The 24,765-nt window shown below is 45.4% G+C and carries 25 protein-coding genes and 1 tRNA gene; 21 read left to right on the top strand and 5 right to left on the bottom strand.

Features of this window, described 5'->3' with window-relative positions; translation table 11 throughout:
• Positions 1 to 8 precede the first annotated feature (8 nt).
• The 4 genes from JOC27_RS05425 to trpB all read left to right on the top strand — a co-directional run bounded on the left by JOC27_RS05425 (position 9) and on the right by trpB (position 3,590).
• Positions 9 to 557, top strand: a complete 549-nt coding sequence (locus tag JOC27_RS05425) for a LemA family protein (protein WP_338062775.1) — start codon at positions 9 to 11, stop codon at positions 555 to 557.
• A gap of 29 nt (positions 558 to 586) precedes the next feature.
• A complete protein-coding gene (gene htpX, locus JOC27_RS05420; protein ID WP_205005993.1) occupies positions 587 to 1,471 on the top strand; it encodes a zinc metalloprotease HtpX in 885 nt (294 codons plus the stop codon).
• 93 nt (positions 1,472 to 1,564) lie between these two features.
• Positions 1,565 to 2,038, top strand: a complete 474-nt coding sequence (locus JOC27_RS05415) for a DUF5362 family protein (protein ID WP_205005992.1) — start codon at positions 1,565 to 1,567, stop codon at positions 2,036 to 2,038.
• A 364-nt stretch (positions 2,039 to 2,402) separates the two neighbouring features.
• Positions 2,403 to 3,590: a tryptophan synthase subunit beta gene (gene trpB / locus JOC27_RS05410; RefSeq protein ID WP_205005991.1), complete on the top strand. Its 1,188-nt coding sequence runs from the start codon at positions 2,403 to 2,405 to the stop codon at positions 3,588 to 3,590.
• A gap of 201 nt (positions 3,591 to 3,791) precedes the next feature.
• Here trpB and JOC27_RS05405 read toward each other — a convergent pair whose 3' ends face one another.
• The gene (locus JOC27_RS05405) at positions 3,792 to 6,719 is read right to left on the bottom strand and encodes an insulinase family protein (RefSeq protein WP_205005990.1); all 2,928 of its coding nucleotides are present in this window, start codon (positions 6,717 to 6,719) and stop codon (positions 3,792 to 3,794) included.
• Positions 6,720 to 6,961: 242 nt separating this feature from the next.
• On the opposite strand from JOC27_RS05405, the gene JOC27_RS05400 reads away from it, so the two are divergent.
• From JOC27_RS05400 to JOC27_RS05380, 5 genes are all read left to right on the top strand, one after another.
• A complete protein-coding gene (locus JOC27_RS05400) occupies positions 6,962 to 7,309 on the top strand; it encodes a winged helix-turn-helix transcriptional regulator (protein WP_205005989.1) in 348 nt (115 codons plus the stop codon).
• Positions 7,310 to 7,382: 73 nt separating this feature from the next.
• Complete coding sequence (locus JOC27_RS05395; RefSeq protein WP_205005988.1) at positions 7,383 to 8,021, top strand: nitroreductase family protein; 639 nt, start codon at positions 7,383 to 7,385, stop codon at positions 8,019 to 8,021.
• A 219-nt stretch (positions 8,022 to 8,240) separates the two neighbouring features.
• Positions 8,241 to 9,056, top strand: a complete 816-nt coding sequence (locus JOC27_RS05390) for a basic amino acid ABC transporter substrate-binding protein (RefSeq protein WP_205005987.1) — start codon at positions 8,241 to 8,243, stop codon at positions 9,054 to 9,056.
• An 83-nt stretch (positions 9,057 to 9,139) separates the two neighbouring features.
• Positions 9,140 to 9,796 carry an ABC transporter permease subunit gene (locus JOC27_RS05385; protein ID WP_205005986.1) on the top strand — a complete coding sequence of 219 codons (657 nt, stop codon included), beginning with the start codon at positions 9,140 to 9,142 and terminating at the stop codon, positions 9,794 to 9,796.
• Positions 9,796 to 10,518 (top strand): amino acid ABC transporter ATP-binding protein, encoded by a 723-nt coding sequence (locus tag JOC27_RS05380; protein ID WP_205006042.1) that lies wholly within the window; start codon positions 9,796 to 9,798, stop codon positions 10,516 to 10,518. Before JOC27_RS05385 ends, JOC27_RS05380 begins: the two co-directional genes overlap by 1 nt.
• Before the next feature lie 66 nt (positions 10,519 to 10,584).
• Here the strand turns inward: JOC27_RS05380 and JOC27_RS05375 are convergent, their stop codons facing one another.
• Entirely contained in the window at positions 10,585 to 10,956 is a 372-nt protein-coding gene (locus tag JOC27_RS05375; RefSeq protein ID WP_205005985.1) for a ParB N-terminal domain-containing protein, read from the bottom strand.
• A gap of 178 nt (positions 10,957 to 11,134) precedes the next feature.
• On the opposite strand from JOC27_RS05375, the gene JOC27_RS05370 reads away from it, so the two are divergent.
• The 4 genes from JOC27_RS05370 (at position 11,135) to JOC27_RS05355 (ending at position 14,279) form a co-directional block, all read left to right on the top strand.
• Positions 11,135 to 11,644: a YbaK/EbsC family protein gene (locus tag JOC27_RS05370; protein WP_205005984.1), complete on the top strand. Its 510-nt coding sequence runs from the start codon at positions 11,135 to 11,137 to the stop codon at positions 11,642 to 11,644.
• A 142-nt stretch (positions 11,645 to 11,786) separates the two neighbouring features.
• A complete protein-coding gene (locus JOC27_RS05365; protein WP_205005983.1) occupies positions 11,787 to 12,248 on the top strand; it encodes an RrF2 family transcriptional regulator in 462 nt (153 codons plus the stop codon).
• On the top strand, positions 12,245 to 12,616 hold the full coding sequence (locus JOC27_RS05360) for a hypothetical protein (protein ID WP_239529837.1): 372 nt from the start codon (positions 12,245 to 12,247) through the stop codon (positions 12,614 to 12,616). The genes JOC27_RS05365 and JOC27_RS05360 overlap by 4 nt, the downstream gene beginning before the upstream one ends.
• A gap of 217 nt (positions 12,617 to 12,833) precedes the next feature.
• Complete coding sequence (locus tag JOC27_RS05355; RefSeq protein WP_205005982.1) at positions 12,834 to 14,279, top strand: MDR family MFS transporter; 1,446 nt, start codon at positions 12,834 to 12,836, stop codon at positions 14,277 to 14,279.
• A 137-nt stretch (positions 14,280 to 14,416) separates the two neighbouring features.
• On the opposite strand, the gene JOC27_RS05350 is transcribed toward JOC27_RS05355, so the two are convergent.
• Entirely contained in the window at positions 14,417 to 15,631 is a 1,215-nt protein-coding gene (locus JOC27_RS05350) for an MFS transporter (RefSeq protein WP_205005981.1), read from the bottom strand.
• Between the two features lie 205 nt (positions 15,632 to 15,836).
• Between JOC27_RS05350 and JOC27_RS05345 the strand changes: the two genes are divergently transcribed.
• Together JOC27_RS05345 and JOC27_RS05340 are read left to right on the top strand one after the other, a co-directional pair.
• The gene (locus JOC27_RS05345; protein WP_205005980.1) at positions 15,837 to 16,172 is read left to right on the top strand and encodes a MazG nucleotide pyrophosphohydrolase domain-containing protein; all 336 of its coding nucleotides are present in this window, start codon (positions 15,837 to 15,839) and stop codon (positions 16,170 to 16,172) included.
• A complete protein-coding gene (locus tag JOC27_RS05340; RefSeq protein ID WP_205005979.1) occupies positions 16,169 to 17,104 on the top strand; it encodes a nucleoside hydrolase in 936 nt (311 codons plus the stop codon). The genes JOC27_RS05345 and JOC27_RS05340 overlap by 4 nt, the downstream gene beginning before the upstream one ends.
• Positions 17,105 to 17,294: 190 nt before the next feature.
• On the opposite strand, the gene JOC27_RS05335 is transcribed toward JOC27_RS05340, so the two are convergent.
• The gene (locus tag JOC27_RS05335) at positions 17,295 to 17,654 is read right to left on the bottom strand and encodes a Lin0512 family protein (RefSeq protein ID WP_205005978.1); all 360 of its coding nucleotides are present in this window, start codon (positions 17,652 to 17,654) and stop codon (positions 17,295 to 17,297) included.
• Between the two features lie 358 nt (positions 17,655 to 18,012).
• On the opposite strand from JOC27_RS05335, the gene JOC27_RS05330 reads away from it, so the two are divergent.
• The 5 genes from JOC27_RS05330 to JOC27_RS05310 all read left to right on the top strand — a co-directional run bounded on the left by JOC27_RS05330 (position 18,013) and on the right by JOC27_RS05310 (position 24,208).
• Positions 18,013 to 19,089: a BMP family ABC transporter substrate-binding protein gene (locus JOC27_RS05330; RefSeq protein ID WP_205005977.1), complete on the top strand. Its 1,077-nt coding sequence runs from the start codon at positions 18,013 to 18,015 to the stop codon at positions 19,087 to 19,089.
• Between the two features lie 607 nt (positions 19,090 to 19,696).
• Positions 19,697 to 21,220, top strand: a complete 1,524-nt coding sequence (locus tag JOC27_RS05325) for an ABC transporter ATP-binding protein (RefSeq protein WP_205005976.1) — start codon at positions 19,697 to 19,699, stop codon at positions 21,218 to 21,220.
• Positions 21,217 to 22,284, top strand: coding sequence for an ABC transporter permease (locus JOC27_RS05320; RefSeq protein WP_205005975.1), 1,068 nt, complete (start codon positions 21,217 to 21,219; stop codon positions 22,282 to 22,284). The genes JOC27_RS05325 and JOC27_RS05320 overlap by 4 nt, the downstream gene beginning before the upstream one ends.
• On the top strand, positions 22,281 to 23,246 hold the full coding sequence (locus tag JOC27_RS05315) for an ABC transporter permease (protein ID WP_205005974.1): 966 nt from the start codon (positions 22,281 to 22,283) through the stop codon (positions 23,244 to 23,246). Before JOC27_RS05320 ends, JOC27_RS05315 begins: the two co-directional genes overlap by 4 nt.
• A gap of 365 nt (positions 23,247 to 23,611) precedes the next feature.
• Positions 23,612 to 24,208 carry a histidine phosphatase family protein gene (locus JOC27_RS05310; RefSeq protein WP_205005973.1) on the top strand — a complete coding sequence of 199 codons (597 nt, stop codon included), beginning with the start codon at positions 23,612 to 23,614 and terminating at the stop codon, positions 24,206 to 24,208.
• Positions 24,209 to 24,271: 63 nt separating this feature from the next.
• Here JOC27_RS05310 and JOC27_RS05305 read toward each other — a convergent pair.
• Positions 24,272 to 24,342, bottom strand: a tRNA-Gly gene (locus tag JOC27_RS05305).
• A 143-nt stretch (positions 24,343 to 24,485) separates the two neighbouring features.
• Here JOC27_RS05305 and JOC27_RS05300 point away from each other — a divergent pair.
• The gene (locus tag JOC27_RS05300; protein ID WP_205005972.1) at positions 24,486 to 24,755 is read left to right on the top strand and encodes an ACT domain-containing protein; all 270 of its coding nucleotides are present in this window, start codon (positions 24,486 to 24,488) and stop codon (positions 24,753 to 24,755) included.
• Positions 24,756 to 24,765 lie beyond the last annotated feature (10 nt).

Below are 24,765 nucleotides of genomic sequence, written 5' to 3'. Positions count from 1 at the left end.
GGTGGGTTATCATGACAACGATTATTCTGATTGCTATTGCCGTTGTTCTTGTTCTTTTTGCAATTTTCTCATATAACGGATTGGTGAAGTATAGGAACTGGGTGCAGGAATCATTCAGCCAAATTGATGTCCAATTGCAGCGGCGCCATGACTTGATTCCTAATCTTGTCGAGACGGTCAAAGGCTATGCCAAGCATGAAAAGGAAACATTAACACAAGTCATTGAAAAGAGAAATCAGCTCGTCAGCGGCTCGCCGCAGCAACGAATTGATGCCGATAATCAGATTGAAAGCGCGCTACGTTCGCTATTTGCTCTTGCTGAATCGTATCCGGATCTGAAGGCGAATCAGAACTTTCTTAGCCTTCAAGAAGAATTGACGACGACTGAAAATAAAGTTGCCTATTCTCGCCAGCTTTATAACAAGACGGTGAAAGATTACAACATTAAGCGCGAATCGTTTCCTTCCAATATCATTGCTAAGCTTTTCGGCTTTAAACGTGAAGAATTACTGACGATACCGGAAGCAAATCGTGAGGCACCTAAGGTCACTTTCTAATCCAGAAGAAGCTGAAAGGGTGATCGCGCGTGCTCTATGAACAGATTCAACAAAATAAGAGAAAAACGATTGTGTTGCTGTTGTTATTTAGTCTGCTCGTTGCGGTTACCGGTTGGGCGATCGGCTATTTTCTCAATATCGGTGACATTGGCGGGCTCATTCTTGCCGTCGCCATCTTGGCGGTTTATCTACCGATCACGTTTGCCAGTGCCGGCGCTCAAGTGCTAAGCATGTCAGGCGCGAAAAAAATTAAAAAAAGCGATAATCCGATGCTATTCAATCTTGTTGAAGAACTAGCGCTTGCCGCTGCTGTGCCAATGCCTGCGATTTATATTGTTAGCGATCCGGCACCGAACGCTTTTGCCACTGGATTAAGTCCGAAGAAGAGCGCGATTTCATTTACAACGGGTCTGCTCGACCGTTTGAATCGAGAGGAATTGGCTGGCGTTGCCGCTCATGAATTCTCGCATATTCGCAATTATGATATCCGGCTGATGACGCTTTGTATCGCGCTTGTCAGCGTGATTGTCGTGATTGCCGATCTCGGACAGCGTATGTTTTTTTTCGGCGGTGCAAGAAAGCGTGACAACCAGAAGAATCCGCTGCTTATGATCGCATCACTTGTCGTGCTCATACTCGCTCCGCTTGCGGCGCAATTTGTTCATCTAGCTGTTTCACGCAATCGTGAATACCTTGCCGACGCATCGGCGGTCGAATTGACGCGTGATCCGCAAGGCCTGATCGGTGCTTTGCAAAAAATTAGTGCAGACACGCATACAGTTAAAGCTGCAAAAGATGCGACGGCGTCCATGTATATCGCCAACCCGTTCGGTAGCGGACGAAAACGCCGTGCGAGCCTTTTCGATACGCATCCCCCGATTGAAAATCGGATTGATCGATTAGAGCATATGTAATCGTCCACAAGGATTGCTGCGTTACCCTCGTGGATAAAAATATTGACTACGTTGGACGCAATTGATGCACATGATTGATCAGGAGGAGTTATTTTGGATAACCAGGAAAATAATCAAAAACTAGGAGAGGCCGAGAGTTTTTCTGAAAGCTCCAGCCCAGCGACCACTGTAACGAGAAGTCCTGCTGAAAGCGATGAAAGGCAGCAGCCAGAGGATGAGTTGCGACTCTATCGAAAAATTGCCGGCTGGGGTAAATTCTCTGGAATTATGCTGATTATCAGCGGGGTATTCAGTACTGTTGGCGGCTTATTTGCCTTTATTGTTGGCGCGGCACCTGGTGTTCTGCAAATCTTTATTGGCATTTATTTATTAAAATCGGCAACGGCTGCCGGAAATATTGAAGCCGACCAGAAAAGTTACAAAGAAATGCTGGACTATTACGCGAAATATGTTCAGATGACTGGCATTTTAATGATTATCGGAATCGCGATTTTTGTTGTAGCACTTATTTTCCTTTTTGTGGTTGGCGTTGCTTTTTACCAGGAATCGAATCATCTCTATTTTTAGAATGATAAGGATATGATTTTTTGTGTAAATAATGGGGTGCAGGCGCGAGACGCCTGCGGAACAGCGTGCCAGCGAGACCTCGCAGATCCTAGCTTGTTGAGGCTCACGGTGCGCCCGCGGCAAGCGAGCAGCGGGCGCGCATTCGTTACAAAAAAGGACTTAGCTGTGCCCAGTTTTCTAATCATTGTGTGCACATCAAAAAAATATCTGTCACCGAAATGGTGAGATTAAAATATTGTGAAAATTCCATTCAGTACAAAAATTATTCTTGACAAATCCAGTGATTTATTAAAAACTGAAGAGGCACAATAATTTCGGCGTCTGCCACAGGGCAAACGCGAAACAGTAGAGGAGCTAGCCTGAGATGAGTAAAAGTATAGGTACAGGTGTAAGCCAGGCGAGAGAAGCAGGTATGTTTGGGGAATTCGGCGGTAGTTACGTTCCAGAGGATTTGCAGCATGTTTTGGCGAAAATCGCTGAAGCATTCGACAGATACAAGGATGATCCAGAGTTCAACAAAGAATTGCGTGGCTATATGAAAGACTATGTGGGTCGCGCCAATCCGCTGACTTTTGCAAAGAATTTAACGGAGCAAGTGGGCGGAGCGAAAATCTATCTGAAAAGAGAAGATTTGAACCATACGGGAGCTCACAAAATTAACAATACGATCGGCCAGATTTTGTTGGCCAAACGGCTCGGTGCGAAACGAATAATCGCTGAAACCGGTGCCGGACAGCATGGTGTCGCTACGGCGACGGTCGCTGCACTATTTGGACTACCCTGTACGATATATATGGGAAAATATGATACGGAACGTCAGGCACTGAATGTTTTCAGGATGGAATTGCTTGGCGCTCAAGTTGTTCCAGTTGAAAAGGGGCAGGGTCGGCTAAAAGACGCAGTGGATGTGGCCCTTGAAGATTTGGTAAAAAACCATGAGTCAACGTTTTATTTGCTCGGGTCTGCCGTTGGCCCGCATCCGTATCCGACGATGGTGCGCCATTTCCAGTCGATCATCAGCGAAGAGTCTAAAGCGCAGATTCTAGAGAAAGAAGGCAGACTACCAGCCGCAGTGGTTGCCTGTGTTGGTGGCGGTAGCAATGCCATTGGTGCTTTTGCACACTATATTGATGAACCAGACGTTCGGTTGATTGGTGTAGAGCCGGCTGAAGCGGCAAGTATCGCTGAGGGCGTGCCAGCTGTCATCCACGGATTCAAATGCTACGCGCTCGTCGATGAAAATAATCAACCCAAGCCGACCTACTCGATTGCCGCCGGTCTCGACTATCCGGGGGTTGGTCCGGAACACAGTTATCTTAAAGCTTCGGGCCGCGGTGAGTATGTGACGGTGACTGGCAAAGAAGCGCTAGACGCTTTTCTGACACTTTCAAAAGTTGAGGGGATTATCCCGGCACTTGAGAGTTCGCACGCTGTTGCTTATGCAATGAAGTTGGCAAAAACGCTGCCTAAGAATGAGAGTATTATCGTCAATCTTTCCGGTCGCGGCGATAAAGATGTTGAACAAGTATTTGAGATGCTGCACAAGCAATAATAGATAGGCCTTACACATCAAGCAGTCTGTGAACCTTTAGTTGATTTACAGCTGCTTTTTCTATTTAAATTGGTTTCATAGCTGGAACGAGTATGCTTTTTCAAAAAGGTCTCTATTGAAAAAATAAGAAAGCGGTTTGATCATCAAGGATGATCAAACCGCTTCTTTTTTATTCCAGCTATTTTGCGAGCACTTTATCGATTAGGAGAAGACGCGCACACAGCTGTCGAATAATTTTTCATTTTTTTTGATTTTGGATTCATTGCCGAGTACGCAAAACAGATTTTGTCCGGTGACTTTCTCAAGCAAGGGTGCCAGATTGCGAATGTTTTCGGCACGCGTGGCAAGCACTTCGTCACGGATACGCTGCACATCACTTTGCGCAACGTGGCTGAAATAGCGATCATCGGCGAGCTCGCCTTTTCCGCTCGGCGTGAGCGGGCCATCAAGGTTAGAGATCGTGCCGATGATGTATTTTGTTATGGTAAAGTCATCAGCTTGGTAATTGCGTGCAAAATCAGCTGCTTGATCATAAACGTGTAGTGTTTCGCTGAGATTCGGATCGCGGTACGACCAAAAGACAAAGTTTCCTGAGGAGGCAACGGAAATGCCGCTGCCGTAGGCACCGCCCATGACGCGTACTTTATTCCATAAATAATCGAGTGTCAGAATTTGTTTTAAGACAAGAATATCGCCGGTGTACGCAAAGCCGAGCGCTCGGAAATTGCCGCCTTTTGCCGCATACTGGACTTTGCTGGATGTCATCAAGCCTTCATTATGCTGCTTCAACAGCTGAATTGTTGTCGCTGGCGGCTGTTCTCCGGCAGTATTGCTTTCCAGTTGCAGGTTAGAAAAGGCAGCTCTCATTGATTGCATGAGGCTTTGGTCGCCGGTCAGGCCGATGATCAGTTTTCTCTTATTAAAGAGTTGGCTGACGATTTTCTCCAGATTGTTTTGAATTTCCTTGGCTTTTTGACCATCGTTGAGCGCGCAAATGAATTGGTAAAAGCTAAGGCCATTCAATTTTTCTTTATAGGCGGCTGCTTTTGAATAGTAGGCGCTGAGACGGCGCAACGCGACAGACTGTCCGCTTTGGTTGAACACCATTTCAAGCCGTGATTTTGTTTCTTTGATCACATCTGCAAGACGTTTATTGTCACTGAACTGGCTATGATAAAGGATTTCGCTGATCAAGCGCAATGCTTCTGGCAACTTGTCCTCAAGTATCTTTGCACGGACGGTAAAACGCGTCTCGTAAGACGTGTCATCATCCTTGTCCGCCATTAAATTGTTTTCAAAATGAATGTCGCCGGTTTGAATATTGACTTCATTTGCGAGCGATTCATAGCTATATTGATCGGTATCGATTCGCCCAAGCAATTCCTGAAGAAGACCGAGATAAGGGAGTAGCTCAGGTGCAATCGATGAAGCATTAAAATAGAGACTTAAATAGATGATTTTATTGGTTGGCAGATCATGATAAAGCACAGGTACGCCGTCCAGTTCCACTTTCTCGAGTGGTAGTTCTTCTGATTTTTGGTCAATATCCGATAACTGAAGCATCGGTATTTTGCGCAAATCTTCCGGACGATCGTCGCTTTCCTGACGTTCTTTTAGCTGGCGCGTTTCAGCGACAATTTGATCGAGTGCTTCTTCGCTTAGGCCTTTTTTATACGTTGCCAGTTTTTTCTCGAGCGCTTGGTCCTCTTCAGCGGCTTTTGTTTTCGATGGTTTGACAATGACGAGCGTGTGCTGCGGATTATCCAGTAAATAATTCTGAATCAATTGCTCAAAGTAATCGGTCGTCAATGCTTGTTTGATTTTTGTAAGCGTTGCCTCAAAACGCAGGTGTGTCAACGGATCACCGTCATAGAGCCAACTGTCCATCGCGGTAATACTGTAAATCAATCCTTTCGGCATGGAGCCATAATCGGCTTCACGTAGCTGGAACTCCTTGACATTGATTGCCGCTTCAATGAGTTTTTTGTCTAAGCCGTGTGTTACAAGGCGCGCCAGCGTTTCTTTTACTGTCTGACGAAACGCATCCTTTTGCGTTTCGTTGGCGTTTTTCACATTGATTGAGAAATAGGGCTGCTGCACACTACCATCAAAAATGCCGAAAACATCATGGCCAATGCCGGCGTCAAGCAATGCTTTTTTCAGCGGCGCAGCGGGACTGTCAAGCAGCAAATAATTTAAGATGTCAAATGCCAGGTGAACTTCAGGGTCTGTTGCCCGGCCAACAGAGAAGTTGAGACTGAGATACGTCTTGTCCGCTTCCTTTTCATCAGGCAAGATGGGGTACGTTTCGCTGACTTCTTTCGGCGACCGTTCTGCTGTCTGTTCGGCAATATTGGATTGGACGTCAATTCGATCATAAGCAGATAAATAATTCTGATCCAGCAGACGGAGTTTTTTCTCAATGTCGATATTACCGTAAAGGTATAGATAACTATTAGTCGGACTGTAATAGTTGCGATGCGAGTCGATAAAATGCTCATAGGTCAGATCAGGAATAAAATCCGGATCACCGCCTGATTCATAGCCGTAAGGTGTGTCCGGATAGAGGGAACTCTGGTTGAGGCGCATCAAGAGGCTTTCTGGCGAAGATAGCGCGCCCTTCATTTCATTGTAAACAACGCCTTTGTAGTGCAGCGGATCCTCTTTTTTATCCAACTCGTAATGCCAGCCTTCCTGCTGCAGAATTTCTTTGTGTTTGTATATATTCGGGTGCAGAACAGCATCCATATAGACGTCGATCAGATTCAAAAAATCTTTGTCGTTTTTACTTGCTACCGGGTACATCGTCTTGTCACTAAAAGTAAACGCGTTGAGAAACGTGTTGAGGGATCCTTTCAGCAATTCGACAAATGGTTCTTTAATCGGGTATTTATCCGAACCGCAAAGCACCGAATGTTCAAGTATATGAAAGACACCTGTATTGTCTTCAGGCGGGGTTCGGAAACTGATCGAAAATACTTTGTTATCATCGTCATTTTTTAGAAAGAGTAGACGTGCGCCGCTTCTTTCATGCTCGAATTGGAAAGCTTCTGAATGAATATCCGCCACTTTTTCAGTATGTAGCAATTTAAATCCATGGTAGCTCTTGCCTGGTATCAATGCAGCCAATAAATAGACCTCCTTATTTTAAAGACGAATGCTTTCGTATTCATGCGAAATAAATACTAGATAAAACTTTTTTCTTCTATTATACAGGATCAACGCCAGAATCATTCCTTTTTGACCTTTGCTTGGTTCGCAAAGGCAAAAAAATCAATATTATTTTGTCCGTTTATCGCGTTAAATATCAGACAGCCTGACAGTGGGTATATTTTTATGGATATAGTACACTATAAGAAGGAGGGATCCCAATGGAGCAAAATCGATCAATTTGTCCGAAATTTGAGCGTGCCTTTCAAATCATCGGGAAGAAATGGAATGGATTAATTATCGAAGTGCTAACGCGCGGTGAAACGCATTTTAATCGGATTGCAGAAGCGATACCGGATCTCAGTGATCGCATGCTTGCTGCACGCTTGCGCGAACTGGAACAATTAGCTGTTGTTGAACGAATTGTGGAGGCCGCACCGGGATTTCCTGTACGTATCCGTTATCGACTAACGGAAAAGGGAAGAGAAATTCAGCCGATTTTGGAAGCTGTGCACAACTGGGCCGAGAAATGGGATACCGCTTCGGTTTTTGATTTGGAGACTAAATGATTTACTTTTTTATCGTCTTTAACTATACTTACGTAAGTAAATAAGAACAAATAAGTTAAGGGAGTTGACAATAATGGCTAATACCCATGAATCTGTATTAACTTCAAACGAATTTCTTCAAGCAGCAAAAAAACGCCGTACCATCTATGCGTTAGATAAGGCAATTAAGGTGAGCAAGGAAGAAATTATTGAAACCATTCAGCAGGCGGTCAAGTACGCACCATCAGCGTTTAATTCCCAGACTGCTCGTGTTGTTATTTTGTTCGGCCAGGAACATGAAAAACTTTGGGGCGAAGGCGGCATTGCAGAGAAAGCAATTCGCGCCGTTCTACCAGAAGGCCAGTCTTTTGATGGTACAGCACAGAAATTGGCTTCCTTCAACGCTGGGGCCGGTACGATTCTCTTCTTCGAAGACACTTCAGTCGTAAAAAAATTACAGGAACAATTTCCGCTGTATGCAGATAATTTCCCAGTCTGGTCAGAACATAGCACAGGTATAACCCAGTATGCAGTTTGGACTGCGTTATCGGAGATTGGCATTGGTGCCTCGCTCCAACACTATAATCCGCTGATTGATGAAGCCGTCCAAAATGAATTCTATGTGCCTGCAAGCTGGAAGCTGAGAGGCCAAATGCCATTCGGCAATATTGCAGCACCAGCCGGTGAAAAGCAATTTCAACCGATTGAGGAACGTGTAAAGGTTATTGGCTAACGTTTTTCTAGAGGCTACTGATAAATAATTAAGGAATATTGAGAGACACTATTTATAGCGTGTCTCTCTTTATTTTCCAGAAAAGATGATTTTAGTGCTTTAGCAGACTAATTTTTAAAATTGTCTTGCTATTAAAGAATTGCTAAGGGTATAATGATGTTAATTTATTTGACAGTGACAATACATATTAAAAAGAGTATTAGGGAGGAAAATGCAACAATGAAAAAAATAACGTTTTTTTCGCTTGTTCTGGCATTGATTCTTGCTTTGTCCGCCTGTGGATCCGCAGGTAGCAGTTCAAGTAGTACAAAGAGTACATCACAGAAAAAAGTGCTTCGTGTCGTCAATGACGCAACGTACGCACCTTTTGAATACCTCAAAAATGGTAAAATGGTTGGATTTGACGTTGATGTCATGAAGGCGCTCGGTAAAGCTTCTGGCTATCAGTATAAGTTGGAAAATGTCGGTTGGGATCCAGTCTTTGCGGAACTGAAAAACAAAACAGCTGATATTGGTGTTTCAGCAATATCAATTACAAGTGACCGTGCGAAGACGTATGATTTCTCTAAACCTTATTTCCTGTCGACCAACATGATTCTTGTTCCGAAAAGCAGCAAGATTAAGACAGCTCAGGATCTAAAGGGTAAAACGATTGCTGTTCAACAGGGAACGACCGGACAAGTCGCTATGGAAAAAATTATGGGCAAGAACAATCCGAAAATCAAAAAATTCAAAACGATCACACTAGCGATCATGGAAATGCTCAATCATGGTGCTGATGCGGTTGTTGCCGATGACACGGTTATCCGCCAATATGCGATGAACAACCCGGGTAAGGGCCTGAAAGTGATTCCGGATAAGAAAGCTTTCGCCAATGAATATTATGGTCTGATGTATCCAAAAGACAGCAAATATGTTCCTGTATTCGACAAAGCAATCAAGAAAATACTGGAAGATGGCACGTATACAAAGATCTATGAAAAATGGTTTAAAGTGAAACCGGATGTCAAAACCCTTCTCGCGCAGCAGAAATAAGCATTAACCATAAAAATTGAGTAACATATAAAAAGTTGTTTAACGGGAGCGTTAAGCAACTTTTTAGGTTAGGAGAGATTTACGTGCAATCAGTCATTCATTTAATCACGAGCTACCTTCCCTTCTTCTGGAGCGGTACCCTGCTTACGATTGCATTTTCTTTGTCGGGAGTTGTTTTCGGAACTATTCTCGGATTAGGTATTTGTTTTGGAAAAATGTTGAATAACAAATATCTGAGGTTTCCTTTTATTTGCTATATTACATTCTTCCGAGGAACACCACTTTTTGTTCAGATCCTGCTTGTTCATTTCGGACTTGTTCCGCTCATTCTCGGCCAGTCCAACGGCATCGTTGCCGGTATCGTTGCGCTTTCACTGAATGAAGCGGCTTATATTGCCGAAGTTTTCCGTGCAGGCATTCAGTCGATTGATGGCGGGCAGACGGAAGCGGCCCGTTCGCTTGGTATGAGTCAGCGTCAGGCGATGCGTTATATTGTTTTACCTCAGGCCGTCCGCCGTGTACTGCCGCCAATGGGCAATGAATTCATCAGTTTGATTAAGGATTCTTCTCTTGTATCGGCGATTGCCGCTCCGGAACTGACCTATTGGGCGCAGGCGATGGGCGCGCAATACTCTATTGTCTGGACACCATACCTGACCATTTCCTTTATTTATCTCATTCTGACGCTGACAATGAGCTTCTTTGTCAGCTTCCTGGAAAGGAGAATGGCGACCAAATGATGATTGAAGTCGATAATCTGAAGAAAAGTTTCGGTACCAATGAAGTTCTGAAAAATATTAATCTGAGCGTTGAGAAGCAAGAAGTTGTGGTCGTTATCGGTCCGTCCGGTTCCGGCAAATCGACGTTGCTACGCTGCATTAACTTGCTGGAAACAACAACTTCCGGACATATTCGGATTGAGGGCGTGGACATCACCGACAAGAAGGCGGACATCAACAAAATACGCGAAGATGTCGGTATGGTTTTTCAGCAATTTAACCTGTTCCCGCATATGACAGTGCTCGATAATATCATGCTTGCTCCGATCAAGGTGAAAAAAGTGCCGAAAGCGAGGGCCGAGGAAAAAGCGCGTGAACTGCTGGGGAAAGTTGGGCTGGCGGATAAAGCAGGCGCTTATCCCGATTCACTTTCCGGTGGACAGAAACAGCGTATTGCAATTGCTCGCGCGCTCGCGATGGAACCCAAGATGATGCTGTTTGACGAACCGACTTCGGCGCTTGATCCGGAAATGGTTGGCGAAGTTTTAGATGTCATGAAACAATTGGCAAAAGACGGGATGACAATGGTTGTTGTCACGCATGAGATGGGTTTTGCTCGGGAAGTCGGCGATCGCGTCATTTTTATGGATGGCGGCTATATTGTCGAAGAGAATGAACCGAACGAACTCTTTAGTCATCCGCACGAACAGCGGACGATCTCCTTCTTGAGCAAAGTTCTGTAAAAATATCCTATGGAAAATCAAAAGGAGTGCCTTTTAAGTAAGGCACTCCTTTTTGACATGTGGCGATCAGATTTCCTGATAAACGTCAATTTCTTTAATTTCCGGCAGCATACTGTACGCGGTCAATCGGTGCTGACCATCGAATAAGCCGTGGCTTTTATCGACGATCAACGGCGGCAAGTTTCCGCCGCCTTGAATGTACTCGACCATCTGTTTCACATTATCAGTATGGTAATCATCGTAATTTTCCGGATCCTTGGCCCACTCGTCAAGGGTTACAAGGTTCTTTCCGTTGCTGCTGAACGGACAGGGCGCATCGTAAAGCTGCTCTTTTGGCAGTTTTGTCAATATAAAGACGTGGTCGTCCGTACCGAATGCGTCATTCTCAATATCACTATACTTACTGCAGATTTCTTTACCTGTAATTTTTTCGATCATAGGCCATCCCTTCGTAAAGGCAGTTCTTTTTCTGATACCTTTTAATTTATATGATCGTGCTTTAATTTGCAAAAAAAAGAAGTGTCCATCGCAATTAACACATTGTTCTCATTTGACACATTGTTCTGTTTTGTTAAACTGAATTTTAAAAAGATAATGGATGAAGCGAGGGATAGGAATGTCTGTAGCAGATGTCAAAGCATATTTCCAGCAATTTGACCGTGAAAAAGATGTGATTGAACTTCAATTGTCGAGCGCGACAGTTGATCTGGCAGCTGAGCATTTACATGTCGCACCGGAGCGGATTGCCAAGACACTGGCATTCAGCGGCGAGGGCAAGGAAGGCGCAATGCTGGTGGTGATGGCTGGTGATGGCAAAGTCGATAATAAAAAATTTCGTGGCACATTCGGCTTTAAAGCACGCATGCTGTCGCCTGAGGATACACTCGCACTTGTTGGTCATGCGATCGGCGGTGTTTGCCCATTTGCTTTAAAAAAAGACTGGCCTGTTTTTATGGATGAATCGTTGAAACGTTTTGAGACTGTTTTCCCGGCCTGCGGCAGTACCAACTCAGCGATTGAACTAACCATTGATGATCTTTATACATTCGGTAAAGGCAAATCCTGGGTCGATGTCTGCAAAGGCTGGCAAGACGATGCACAAACAGCTTGCGATCAACAAAAATGATTGCTCGGTTTGCATTTCGGGTAAACTTAAGATAGATAAATAGACAATAAAAAATGGAAACTATTATTTTGAGCCTATCCATTGATTTTCTAAACTGTGTCTATTATAATTACACTAATCTTTCAGAAGAGGATTAAACCGCATGAATAGCGAGTTTACTATAGCGGTTCAATGCCTGGTGGTCTTAGCCAGTGCGCCGAATCGTTTATGGAATAGCGCGTCTCTGTCAGAACAGGTGCATACGCATCCGGCGAGAGTACGCAAAATTATGAGTGCACTTCGCGAGCACGGTCTTGTTGCGACAAAAGAGGGACTTGGCGGCGGCTACCGGTTGGGCTGCAAACCGGCGCAATGCTCTTTAGCCAGAATCTATCAGGCAACTTCCTGTGAAGCTCTGAAACTGAATTGGCGTGCTGAGGGCACTGACGGGAACGATTGTGCGGATATCCGCAAACTGCTTGATCAAGTCTTTGCCAATGCGGAGAATCTCTTAAACGGGTTCCTCGATCATTGGACATTGGATGTTTTGGCAGGAAGCATGCGCAGGGTGAAAAGCGCCTCGCAGGATCAGGTCGCGCTAACAAATCAGAATGGTGGTGAATGATGATGCAGCAGCAATCAAAATGGAAAAAAGGCGATTGGGTCAAGGGCAGAACGGTCAACGGTGAGTTGATGCACGGTTATGTCATGGAGTATAACGACGAAGACGGAACAGTTAAGGTTCATGTTGTAGCCTGTGACCGAGAGTCTACGGTTGGCCGTACGATTGAGACGCTGAGCTACCTACTCAAACCTTTTCCGACACTGCCGCTCACTAACGTTCAACTGCGCAGCATGACGGATCTGGCACTGATTACAGCGGATCGCGACTGGTTTATGGAGTTGACAGCGCAATTAGCCGATGAAGCGCGGCACGATCAGGAAAAGGCTGGCGTGCAGGAAGATCCGTGGTACTGGTCAGCGCAACGATAAAATGAACGAAATCAGGATAAATATAGGACAGGTGCAGTGTCAAAGAAAGAGGATACTGATATCTGTCCTTTTTTAAGAAAAATTTTAACGAATTGAACCTGGCTTTCTGCTTCCGCCGGGTTCTTCTTTTTGTCGGCCGTGGCGTTTTTGATTATGATAGAACGTACAGCAATGCTTTTGCTAAAAGCGGCAACCATTTATTAAAGGAGTTCGAGAAATGACATACCAAGGAACCAAGAATGAAATTAGGCGGGGACCGATTACAGTAACGCTAATTATTGGTGCGTTCGTTGCTATACTAAATGAAACCTTTTTGAATATCGCTTTGTCTGATTTGATCCGATACTTTCATGTTCCAGCAACGACCATTCAATGGCTGACGACAGCCTATCTGTTGGTTATCGGCATCCTGATGCCAGTGACAGCGCTGATTACCGGCTGGCTGTCTACACGTCAGATGTTTCTCGGCGCGATGACTCTGTTTTTGTTTGGTACCTTAATTGGCGGCTTTTCACTAAATTTTAGTATGCTGCTCATTGGCCGGATTGTTCAAGCGGCAGGGGCCGGTCTGCTCATGCCAGTGATGATGAACACGATTTTGTTGATCTATCCTCCTGAAAAACGTGGCGGTGCCATGGGACTTATTGGTCTTGTAATAATGTTTGCACCGGCGCTCGGACCGACACTTTCCGGATTCATTCTTTCTATTTTAAGCTGGCGTTGGCTGTTTTTCCTAATCCTCCCACTAGCTGTGATTTCTATTTTGATTGGGGTACGTTATTTGCAGAATGTTTCCGAAGTGACCAAACCCAAAGTAGAGATTCGCTCTATTGTTCTGTCGACAATCGGTTTCGGCAGTCTCGTGTACGGAATGGGTTCAGGGACGTCCGGCGGCTGGATCAGCCTCGTTTTGTTAGGTGTCGGAGTGCTCGCGCTACTTGGGTTTGTCTGGCTGCAATTGCATCTGGAAGAACCGGTTCTTGATTTGCGGGTGTTTCGCTACCGGATGTTCACACTTGCTACCCTACTCATGATCTTGCTCATGATGGCGTTGTTTGCAACGATGATCCTTTTGCCACTCTATATGCAACGTGTCCTTTTGCTCACTTCGTTCAGTGCCGGTATGATCTTATTACCTGGGGGGCTAATTAACGGACTGCTTTCCCCTTTAACCGGGAAGCTTTTTGATAAGTTTGGTCCTGTCTGGCTGTCTGTGCCAGGGCTCGCAATTGTCGTTGTTGTGCTCGGAATGTTTAGTAGACTGACTACTACAGAAAGTGCGCTTTATGTGACCATTCTCTATGCGGTGATGATGATTGGTCTTTCCATGGTGATGATGCCTGTTTCGACAACCGGGTTAAACCAACTGCCGAAGTCGCTCTATCCACATGGAACAGCGATCATGAACACATTACAGCAAGTTTCCGGTGGGATAGGTACTGCGGTATTTGTCGGCATTATGGTAGGTACCCAGAAAAATTATTTGAACCAGTCTGCACATCCTGGGGCAAAGAAAGAGCAGATTTTGGCGCTGACTCATGGCTTAGGAACAGCGTTTTTGTGTGCGTTATTTCTGACGCTTACCGCATTTGCACTTGCCTTTTTTCTCAAACGGACGGAGGCGGCGGATGTTGCGGGCAAACCTTCAGGAGAGACAGACTGAACCGATTTTAAACGGCATTCACCTTATCTTCTTCATTTTACGGATGAACGAATGATTTGATCGCTGCACTGAGTAATAAAACGAAACAAGAGCCCTGCAGCAGAATAGCCAACAGGGCTCGCGTTTTATTCAGAGGATCAAGCAGCTTCTTGAAATTCCTGGTTCTTCGTTTCTTTTCCAAGAAAAGCAACAGCCAGCACACCAAGGATGATCGAGATGCAGAAGATCGTAAAGATCACTGGCATCGTCACATGACGTACGAGCAGATAACCGACAAGCAGCGGTCCGAAGATACCACCGATCCGCCCGAAGCCAGCGGCCATACCCGTTCCGGTTGCTCGAATGGATGTTGGGTACTGTTCTGGAGAATAAGCATAGAGCGCGCCCCAAGCACCGAGGTTGAAGAACGAGAGCAAGATGCCAAATGTCATGAGCATTGCGAGTGACGCGGCACTGCCAAAGAAATAGGCACTAATTGCTGTGCCGAGCAGATAGACAATCAGAACGCTTTTTCGACCCCATTTCTCGATCAACCAGGCTGCTGAGAAATAACCCGGAAGTTGTGCCAAGGTCATGATCAGTACATATTGGAAGCTGTGCATCATATCAAAGCCGCGCATGGCAACCACGCTTGGCAGCCAAAGAAACATGCCGTAATAGGAGAAGACCACACAAAACCAGAGAATCCAGAGCATGACTGTCTGACGGGCATATGTTCTCGACCAGACAGTAGCTGTGTTTGCAAGGAAACCAGGACTCTGCTTCTTTTTCTGCGCGGTGTACGCTGATGAATCATGAATGTTCCAGCGCAAATACAAGGCGTAAAAAGCAGGCAGGGCACCGATGACGAGCGCGATTCGCCAGCCAAATGACGGAATAACGAAATTCGAAATAATGGCGGCGACAATCCAACCGCCCGCCCAAAAGCTTTCCAAAAGTACAACCGTGCGACCGCGCTTCTCTGGCGCGACGCTCTCGGAAACAAGCGTTGAAGCGACTGGTAATTCACCGCCAAGTCCCATGCCGACAAAAAAGCGAAGGAATAGAAAAAGGCCAAGTCCGGTCGTCAATGCCGATAATCCAGCACAAATTGAGAAGACAAGCAGGGTGACAATCAGAATATTTTTCCGCCCGATACGGTCGGCCATCATGCCGAAGATGAGGGCCCCGACGGCCATCCCGATCGAGCTGACACTGCCAATCCAGCCCATTTGCGCTTCATTCAATTTCCATTCAGCGGCCAATGCCGCGATAATGAACGAAAGCATGCCAACATCCATAGCGTCGAACAGCCAAGCAAAGCCGGCGACACCAAGCAGCTTCCTTTCCGTTTGTTGCGTCGTTTTTGACATAATTTCCTCCTGAATGAATGCGTGCGGCGCTTTATTCTTTAGAAAGAGCGCACGTGAATAGTATGGCTCATTACTTGACACTCATTATATATAGAAACTTTACAGGTGTAAAGACAGTAGAAATATTTGCCGCTCTCGCTTCGCCTGTCCGTCAGCTCATGATAAACTAGGCAGGATAAGGTAAAGGCATTTGGGGGTGTAGCAGTTGCATTTAAATGAAGTTCAGGAATGGGAAAAAAATTTCTATACCGAACGAGGCTGGATCGATCTTCCGCCTTATACACGCATCGGATTTCTAATTGAAGAACTTGGTGAAGTTTCTCGCGCGGTTCGTTCCTTTGAAATCGGTCGTGATCATCCTGGCGAGAAGCGTTGCACGAGAGAAGTGATAATAGCCAATCTTGCTGAAGAATTGGGCGACGTCCTATCAAATCTGTCTATTTTGGCTGACCTCTATGATTTAACACTTGAGGATTTAGTAGATGCCCATCGAAAGAAGCTGACTTTGCGCTATAAAAATGAAGGGAGCATGACAAAATGAACGTTTACTTTAATCATGACGCTGGCATTGATGATTTAATTTCACTATTTTTGTTACTTCAAATGGAGCAGGTCACGTTGAATGGCGTTTCCGTTATTCCAGCGGACGGCTATCTGACGCCTGGGATTCAGGCGAGTCGGAAAATCATTGACCGCTTTGGGCATGGACAACGTGTGGATACAGCGCGATCGAATTCGCGAGGGATGAATCCATTTCCGAAAGAGTGGCGGATGCACCCTTTCTTTGTCGATGCGCTGCCACTGCTGAATGAATCGGGTCATGTGGCGACAACGGTAAGCGATTTGCCCGCACATCAACATTTAATTCAATGTGTACGCCGGGATGAGGAGAAAACCACACTTGTCTGCACCGGACCTTTGACTGATGTCGCGCGTGCCTTGGATGAAGCGCCGGATATTGAAGCTAAGATTGACAAGTTGATTTGGATGGGCGGTACTTTGCAGCCAGTCGGCAATGTTGAGGAACCGGAACATGATGGTACGGCTGAATGGAACGCCTTCTGGGATCCGCAGGCCGTCGCTCGGGTGTGGCAAAGTAGTTTGACTATCCGGATGGTTGCACTGGAAAGCACGCATCAGGTACCGCTCACTCCAGCCGTTCGACAGCAATGGGCCAGACGGAGAAAATATACAGGGATTGATTTTCTCGGTCAGTGTTATGCGGCGGTGCCGCCGCTCGTGCATCAGGAAACCAATTCAACGTATTTTCTTTGGGATGTTCTGACGGCCGTGTCAGCAGGATTTCCTGAACTCGTTAGAACGCGCGATGTGCGGACAATTGTTCACACGGAGGAGCCTGCACAGGGAAGGATTGAAGCATCAGAGAGCGGTCGTATGATCGAACTCGTTTATGACGTTGATTCTACTGGCTTCTTTAATAAGATAGAGGAACTGGCTCAGAAAGTTGATTAATGGTTGGCTCAATGAATCGATTAAGTGTCCTGCATAAGCTCAGAAATTAATTTCTCTAAAGTAAGGGCACACGTCCAAAAAAAGATAAAAAAGCGGATCATTTGTTAGGAGACAAGTGACCCGCTTTTTCAACTATCTTCGGTGCCGTTTCTTAGCTGTGGGTTTCTTTATTCATTCTGCGGCACGCAAGTTAATACCCGACTTCAACAGAAGCATTGACAATATACATTAAGTCATTTTTGTCCTCTTTATCTTTCAGAACAATACCGCTGGGCGCGATCATGCCGCCGTCCATGACAGTCACTGTGACTGTTCCGTATGGAATCTCTTTTTTGATCCGTTCAAGGTCAAGCGTATCTTTATCTCGAGGCACCGCCAGCCGAATGGTCACTTTCATATTGTTCAGATCACCTTTGGGGAGCAATTCTGTCAATCCAGGCATCGAATTTCTGTGCACAGCGTCGATGACAGCGCGAACGGCGGCTTTCGTCACACTTTGCCCATGCACATCGATACCGACGCCGGTTTCAATAAACAGTAAATGATCCATCATCATTCCTCCTGATATTTTTTTGCTTCGTTCATTTTAACACAAGTTTTCCAATTGGCAGTGGAAGCATGTCTTTTTAAAAAAATAGTGTCAATAAACGATTTGTCAGAAAATCCGACAGAAAGCCACATATTTTTCACAAAATAAGGTAATATATTATATGACACAGTTGCTTTGCTAAAAAGATGGATTTGCTTGCTTTTGAATGTTTTTTTAAGAGGAAACTGCATTAAAGACGAACACTATTTTATTTAGTTACAATAATTTACGCTTTTTGTTGCATTTTCTGTTTCTTTTTTGGGATAGATGATCTATAGTAAAAAATGTGAGTTTGGAAAAATGTGTAGGGGGTTTTTGTGTGCTTAAAAAGAGACTAGCAGTTCTTCTTGCTTTCGTCGTTGTTCTGGCAACTGCGCTCGCAGGTTGTGGAAATAGCAGTGCAGGTACAACTGCCAAGAAAAGTTTCAAAGCAGGTATGGTTACGGACACAGGCGGTGTCAATGACAAATCATTCAACCAGTCAGCTTGGGAAGGCCTGAAATCATTCGGTAAGGATAATAACCTCAAGGTAGGCAGTCAGGTTAAATACCTTCAATCAACTCAAGCTTCAGATTATTCTCCGAACTTGAACCAATTGGTTCACCAGAACTACAACGTTGTCTTCGGTATCGGCTATCTGATGCAGAGCGACATTCAGAAAGTTGCGGAACAGAATCCTAAAGCAAATCTCGGTATTGTCGATGCAGTTGCTGTCGACAAAAACAACAAACCTTTGAAAAACGTTGCGAGCATGACGTTTGAAGCAGAACAAGGATCCTTTCTTGTCGGTGTTGTTGCTGGACTGACAACAAAGACGAACAAAATCGGCTTTGTCGGTGGTATCAATTCCGCATTGATCAAGGCATTCGAAAACGGCTTCAAAGCCGGTGTTAAATCCGTTAATCCGAAAGCTACTCTTTACGTACAATATGCTGGAGCTTTTAACGCACCAGATAAAGGACGCAGCATCGCTTCGACGATGTACACTGAAGGCGCTGATATTATCTATGCAGCCGCAGGCGATACAGGAAACGGTGTATTCACTGAAGCGAAAAACCGGACAAAGAATGGCAAGAAAGTTTGGGTAGTTGGTGTAGACAAGGATCAATACGCACAGGGTCTTCCTCAAAACGTTACGCTGACTTCGATGGTAAAACGCGTCGACAAAGCAATCTATGATGTAACGGCGAGAACAAAAGCAGGCAAATTCCCTGGTGGCAAAGTACTCGTTTATGGTTTGAAACAAAATGGTGTTGGCATTGCACCGACAACCAAAAACATTTCGCCTAAAGCACTTGCTGCTGTCAAGACATATAAGCAGAAGATTATTGACGGTAGCATTAAAGTTCCTGCGACGGATGCAGCATACAAAAGCTTCCTTGCAACTTTAAAATAATCTGTCTTTCAAGAAGGATGAGGCGCCGAACACATGCGCCTCATCCTTCGTTTTTTTAAGAAAGTATAAAGATTTTTGCACAAAAATGTAGCGAGGTGCTCTGGCGCCTAAAAGGACTTGGCTACGCCAAGTTTATCTTACAAGGAATTTTATGATTCTGCGCGAAAAACGCAGCAACTGCGCTCTGACGCCCGCGGCAAGCGAGCGACCAGAGCGCAATTGTTACAAAAAAGGACTTTGGCTATGCCAAATTTTTCTACGCAAGAATGTAGCGAAGACGCGAGACGCCAACGGGAAAAACGAACCAGCGAGACCCCGCAGATTCCAGCTTGTCTGAGGAGCTCGCGGTGCGCCCGCTACAAGCGAGCAGCCGAAGCAAAATTGTTAAAAAAGACTTGGCTATACCAAGTTTATCTTAATAAGTAAAACAGCGTTTTCTCGATTTTTTTGTTACGGAAAGCCATAGTCAATAAATGAACATGTTTGCTATACTAGGTGAGAAAATAAATAAATTTTCATCCGAAATGAGACAATTCATTCAAGTTAAAGGAAGATGAAGCTGCTTCATCTGCTTGTCATTACATATTCTGAGATGGGAGACAAAGGCATGCCCTATGCAATTGAAATGCGACATATCCGAAAAGAGTTTCCGGGCATTGTCGCAAATGATGATATAACGCTCCAAGTCGAAGAAGGAGAAATTCACGCGCTATTCGGTGAAAACGGTGCTGGAAAATCAACGCTGATGAATATATTATTCGGCCTGTATCAGCCCGATCAAGGCGAAATTTATGTCCACGGAAAAAAGGCGGAAATTCATAATCCGAATGATGCCAATCAACTTGGAATCGGCATGGTTCATCAGCACTTTATGCTCGTTGAGAACTTTACAGTAGCAGAAAATATTGTGCTTGGAAAAGAACCGAAACGATTTGGCAGGCTGGATATGAAAGAGGCCGTTCGGATTGTTCGCGAACTATCGGAAAGATACGGTCTGAAAGTGGATCCGTTGAAAAAAGTTGAAGATATCACTGTGGGCATGCAGCAGCGTGTCGAGATTCTCAAGACCTTGTATCGCGGTTCCGATATTCTGATTTTGGACGAACCGACCGCTGTATTGACGCCGCTTGAAATACAGGAACTCATAGAGATTATGAAGAAGCTCGTTCAAGAGGGCAAGTCGATTATCCTGATCACACATAAACTCAAAGAAATCTTTGAATCTTGTAGCTCATGTACGGTCATTCGTCGCGGCAAAATGATTGATCGCGTCAAGATTGACGAAACGAGTCCTGAAGAACTTGCGAATATGATGGTTGGACGCAAAGTCAATACACAAATCAACAACGCACCTTATGAACCGAAAGAAGCGGTTCTCGAAATTAAGGACCTCGTTGTTCAGGATGCCCGCAAGGTTCATACGGTGAATGGACTGAATTTGACGGTTCATGGCGGAGAAATTCTTGGTATCGCCGGCGTCGACGGCAATGGTCAGCAGGAATTGGTTCAAGCGATTGCCGGCTTGGCCAAGGTAACGCAAGGATCCATCGCTTTAGATGGGAAAGATATCACGAATCGGCATACTCGGAAAATCATTGAGGCAGGCCTTGGCTATATTCCGGAAGATAGGCAGAAGCACGGCTTGGTGATGAATTTCACCGTCGGCGAAAATACGGTGTTGCAGACCTACTATCAGCGACCATTCTCAAATCTGGGTGTTCTGAATCACAGTGTTATTTCTAAAAAGGCGAAGCAGCTCATTCAGGAATTTGATGTGCGGACACCTTCGGAAAAAGTTCTTGCCCGTTCGCTATCTGGAGGCAACCAACAAAAGGTCATTGTTGCCCGTGAAGTAGATCGCAGCCCAAAATTGCTGATTGCTGCGCAACCGACACGTGGTCTCGATATTGGGGCCATTGAATTTATCCATGGAAAATTAATCGAAGAGAAAAAGAAGGGGCGAGCAGTTCTGCTTGTTTCCTTCGAACTCGATGAAATTCTGCATCTCAGCGATCGGATTGCTGTGATTTACGAAGGGAAAATCATTGATATTGTCAATCCAAAGGAGACAGATGAACGTGAACTCGGTCTTCTAATGGCTGGGCGTAAGAAGGGGGCAGAACAAGCATGAATCAATTATTGAAGAAAATCAGCTGGATGACTTTGCTGATTCCAGTGATCTCTGTCATACTCGGCCTGCTCTGCGGTGCCATTATCATGTGGGCTACAGGATACGATCCCCTGCTCGCGTATAGTTCCATTGTCCAGTCGATTTTTTTACAGCCTTATTACGCAGGGGAGACCATACGAGCGATGATTCCGCTCGTGCTTTCCGGACTTGCGGTTGCTTTTGCGTTTCGCACGGGTTTGTTCAATATCGGTGTTGAAGGCCAGCTGATGGCTGGTTGGTTCGCCTCGGTTGCCTGCGCCATCGGATTTGACAGCCTGCCAAAATTTATCCTTTTGCCGCTCAGCATTTTGGCCGGCGCAGTGGCCGGCGGTTTATGGGGGCTCATCCCAGGTTTTCTTAAGGCGCGCTTTAAAGTGCATGAAGTCATATCGACAATCATGATGAACTACATAAGTCTTTATACGACAAGCTATTTGATTAAAACGTTCTTATTCACGCAAGGTGAACGCACACCAACGATACCGCCTGCTGCGTCACTTGCGTCAAATTTCCTTGCCAACCTGACACAAGGTTCTCGGCTCCACTGGGGGTTCATTGTTGCCATACTCGCAGTAATCGCCATGTGGTTTATTCTGTGGCGGACAACAATGGGCTTTGAGCTCCGTTCCGTAGGCTTCAGTCAGGATGCATCGCAATATGCGGGAATGAACGTCAGCCGCAATATCATTCTATCGATGACGATATCAGGAATTTTTGCCGGACTTGCAGGTGCTATGGAAGGTTTGGGCACCTATCAGTATATGATGATTAATGCGACATTCACCGGGATTGGTTTTAACGGAATCGCAGTTGCGCTACTTGGGCTGAATACGCCGATTGGCGTTGTTTTGTCAGGCGCTCTGTTCGCTGGTTTGCAGACAGGTGGCCTGACCATGCAATCAGTTGCCGGTGTACCGATTGAATTAATTCAAATTATTATCGCCTTGATTATATTTTTTGTCGGCTCGGGATATGTTGTCCAGTGGGCATGGGGCCGTTTCATGGGAAGGAGACATAAAGCATGAGTTTCTTCGAAGTTCTGTGCATCATCGTTCCTTCGACCCTGCTGACAGCGGCACCGTTGATTTTCACCTCGCTCGGCGGCGTTTTCACCGAGCGATCGGGTGTCGTCAATATCGGTCTCGAGGGCTTAATGTCCGTAGGGGCTTTTACTGCGGCGGTTGCTACACTAGCTTTAGAGCATTCGGGCTTTGGTGCTTTTTCGCCTTGGCTAGCCATTCTGATTGCAGGAGTTGCAGGTGGCATTTTCTCGCTAATCCATGCGGTCGTGTCAATTTCTTTCCGCGCGGATCAGACGGTCAGCGGTGTAGCTTTAAATTTTTTGGCTGCAGGACTGACAATCTTTCTTGTCAAATTAATTTATAATGGCGGAGGGCAGACACCTTATATTGAGAATAATATTGATAAAATCAATATTCCGCTGCTTTCCAAAATACCAATCATTGGACCGATATTTTTTCAACAAGTGACTTATACATCTTATCTGGCGATACTCGCAGCCTTTGTTTGTTGGTATGTGATCTTCAAAACACCGTTTGGACTCAGATTGCGTTCGGTCGGCGAACACCCTGCAGCCGCTGATACACTTGGTATAAACGTTATTAGAATGCGTTATATCGGGGTTGTGTTGAGTGGTATCTTCGGCGGAATCGGCGGTGCTGTCTATCTCGTGACGATTACCTCGAATTACAATGTTTCGACAATTGCTGGCCAAGGGTTTCTTGCGCTAGCTGCACTTGTATTTGGTAAATGGCATCCGTTTGGCGCGCTTGGTGCTTCACTGTTTTTCGGCTTTGCCCAGTCCCTGAGCATCACAAGCCAGCAGATTCCCTATTTGGACCAACTCCCATCTGTGTATCTGCTGATTGCACCGTACGTGCTTACGCTCATCGTGTTGACAGGATTTGTTGGACGAGCAGTTGCGCCGAAAGCAGATGGTTTGCCATATATAAAAGGCCAAAGATAAAAATTTGATCTGAGAACAGGAGTGGAGTAGCGAATTCCGCCCCTGTTTATTTTTATAAAGAGTGTATATGACTTTACGCAAAAATGTAGCGAAGGCGCGAGACGCCTGCGGGAAAAGCGAGCCAAGTGAGACCCCGCGGATTCTAGGTTGTTCGAGGAGGCTCACGGATCGCCCGCGGCAAGCGAGCGACCAGAGCGCAATTGTTAAAAAAAGCCTAGTTTTTCTAATTACTCGACGTCATTTGACAATTTTCGTGAAATTGGCGATATTTGTACAAGACACAGTCACTTTATTTTCGTTATACTAAAAGGAAGCATCAAACGAGAGCAAGTATTTGCTGGAGTACTAATGATGGAGGCTGAGTCATGACAACAATATGCCTGGTCAGGCATGGGGAAACAGATTGGAACGCGATGGGGAAACTGCAAGGCCGTGAAGACATCCCACTTAACGCAAGAGGCAGACAGCAGGCGGATCTTGTGGGCAGATTCTTGAGTAAGGAATCATTTGCGGCAGTATACACAAGCCCACTTCTTCGCGCCAAGCAGACCGCAGAAGTGATCAATTCCTACATCGGAGCGCTTCCCCTTATTGAGAGCGCCGATTTTATTGAAAAAGATTACGGAGAAGCATCGGGTATGACTGTTGCCGAGCGGGATCAGCATTTTCCGGATATGAATATCCCCGGCATGGAGCGATTTGAGCAGGTTCAAGAGCGCGTCTTGCACGGATTGGCGGCCATTCACCAGGCTGCACCAAAAGCGAAAGTGCTGCTTGTTGCACATGGTGGCCTAATCAATGTGATTCTCGCCACCCTCTCTGATGGCAAAATCGGCACAGGAAAAACGAAACTATTTAATACATGCATCTGCCATATTGAATCGTGTGCGAATACGTGGAAGATTATCGACTATAATTGTATCGACCATCTTCATGCATTTGGAAAAGTGACCAGTATTTAGACGTCCTGCCGATTGCAGGCAAAAGAAAAGAGCGCCAGAGGCGCTCTCTTAAATCGGATAAGAAGCGGGTGATGGGAATCGAACCCACGACGAGAGCTTGGGAAGCTCTAATTTTACCATTAAACTACACCCGCATGTCTTTAAGACATTTCTTATCTTATAAGAACGTTTCCTTTTTGTCAATAAAACGACAACTGCACTGTGTTTTTCTGGAAAGGCTATAGAACATCGAGAAACAACGGGATCGTTACGTGATAACAATTTGAGGGGTGCTCACATGAAGGCGATTTTAACGGTTATCGGCAAGGACAATGTTGGTATTATTGCGGGGGTCAGCAATCAACTGGCGGAATTGAAAATTAATATTCTTGATGTATCGCAGACCATTATGAACGGCTATTTTACAATGATGATGGTTCTCGATCTTGAGTCCGCGAACTGCAATTTCGGCGAAATCAAACAGGCTTTGAATGATAAGGGCGATGCTCTGCATGTGCAAATTAAAATTCAGCGCGAAGAAATTTTCACTTCGATGCATAGTTTGTAAAGGAGAACCA

It is taken from the genome of Sporolactobacillus spathodeae, assembly GCF_016908935.1.
Taxonomy (GTDB): domain Bacteria; phylum Bacillota; class Bacilli; order Bacillales; family Sporolactobacillaceae; genus Sporolactobacillus; species Sporolactobacillus spathodeae.
Note: the sequence above shows the minus strand (reverse complement) of the source record. Positions and strands in the feature narration are given on the sequence as shown.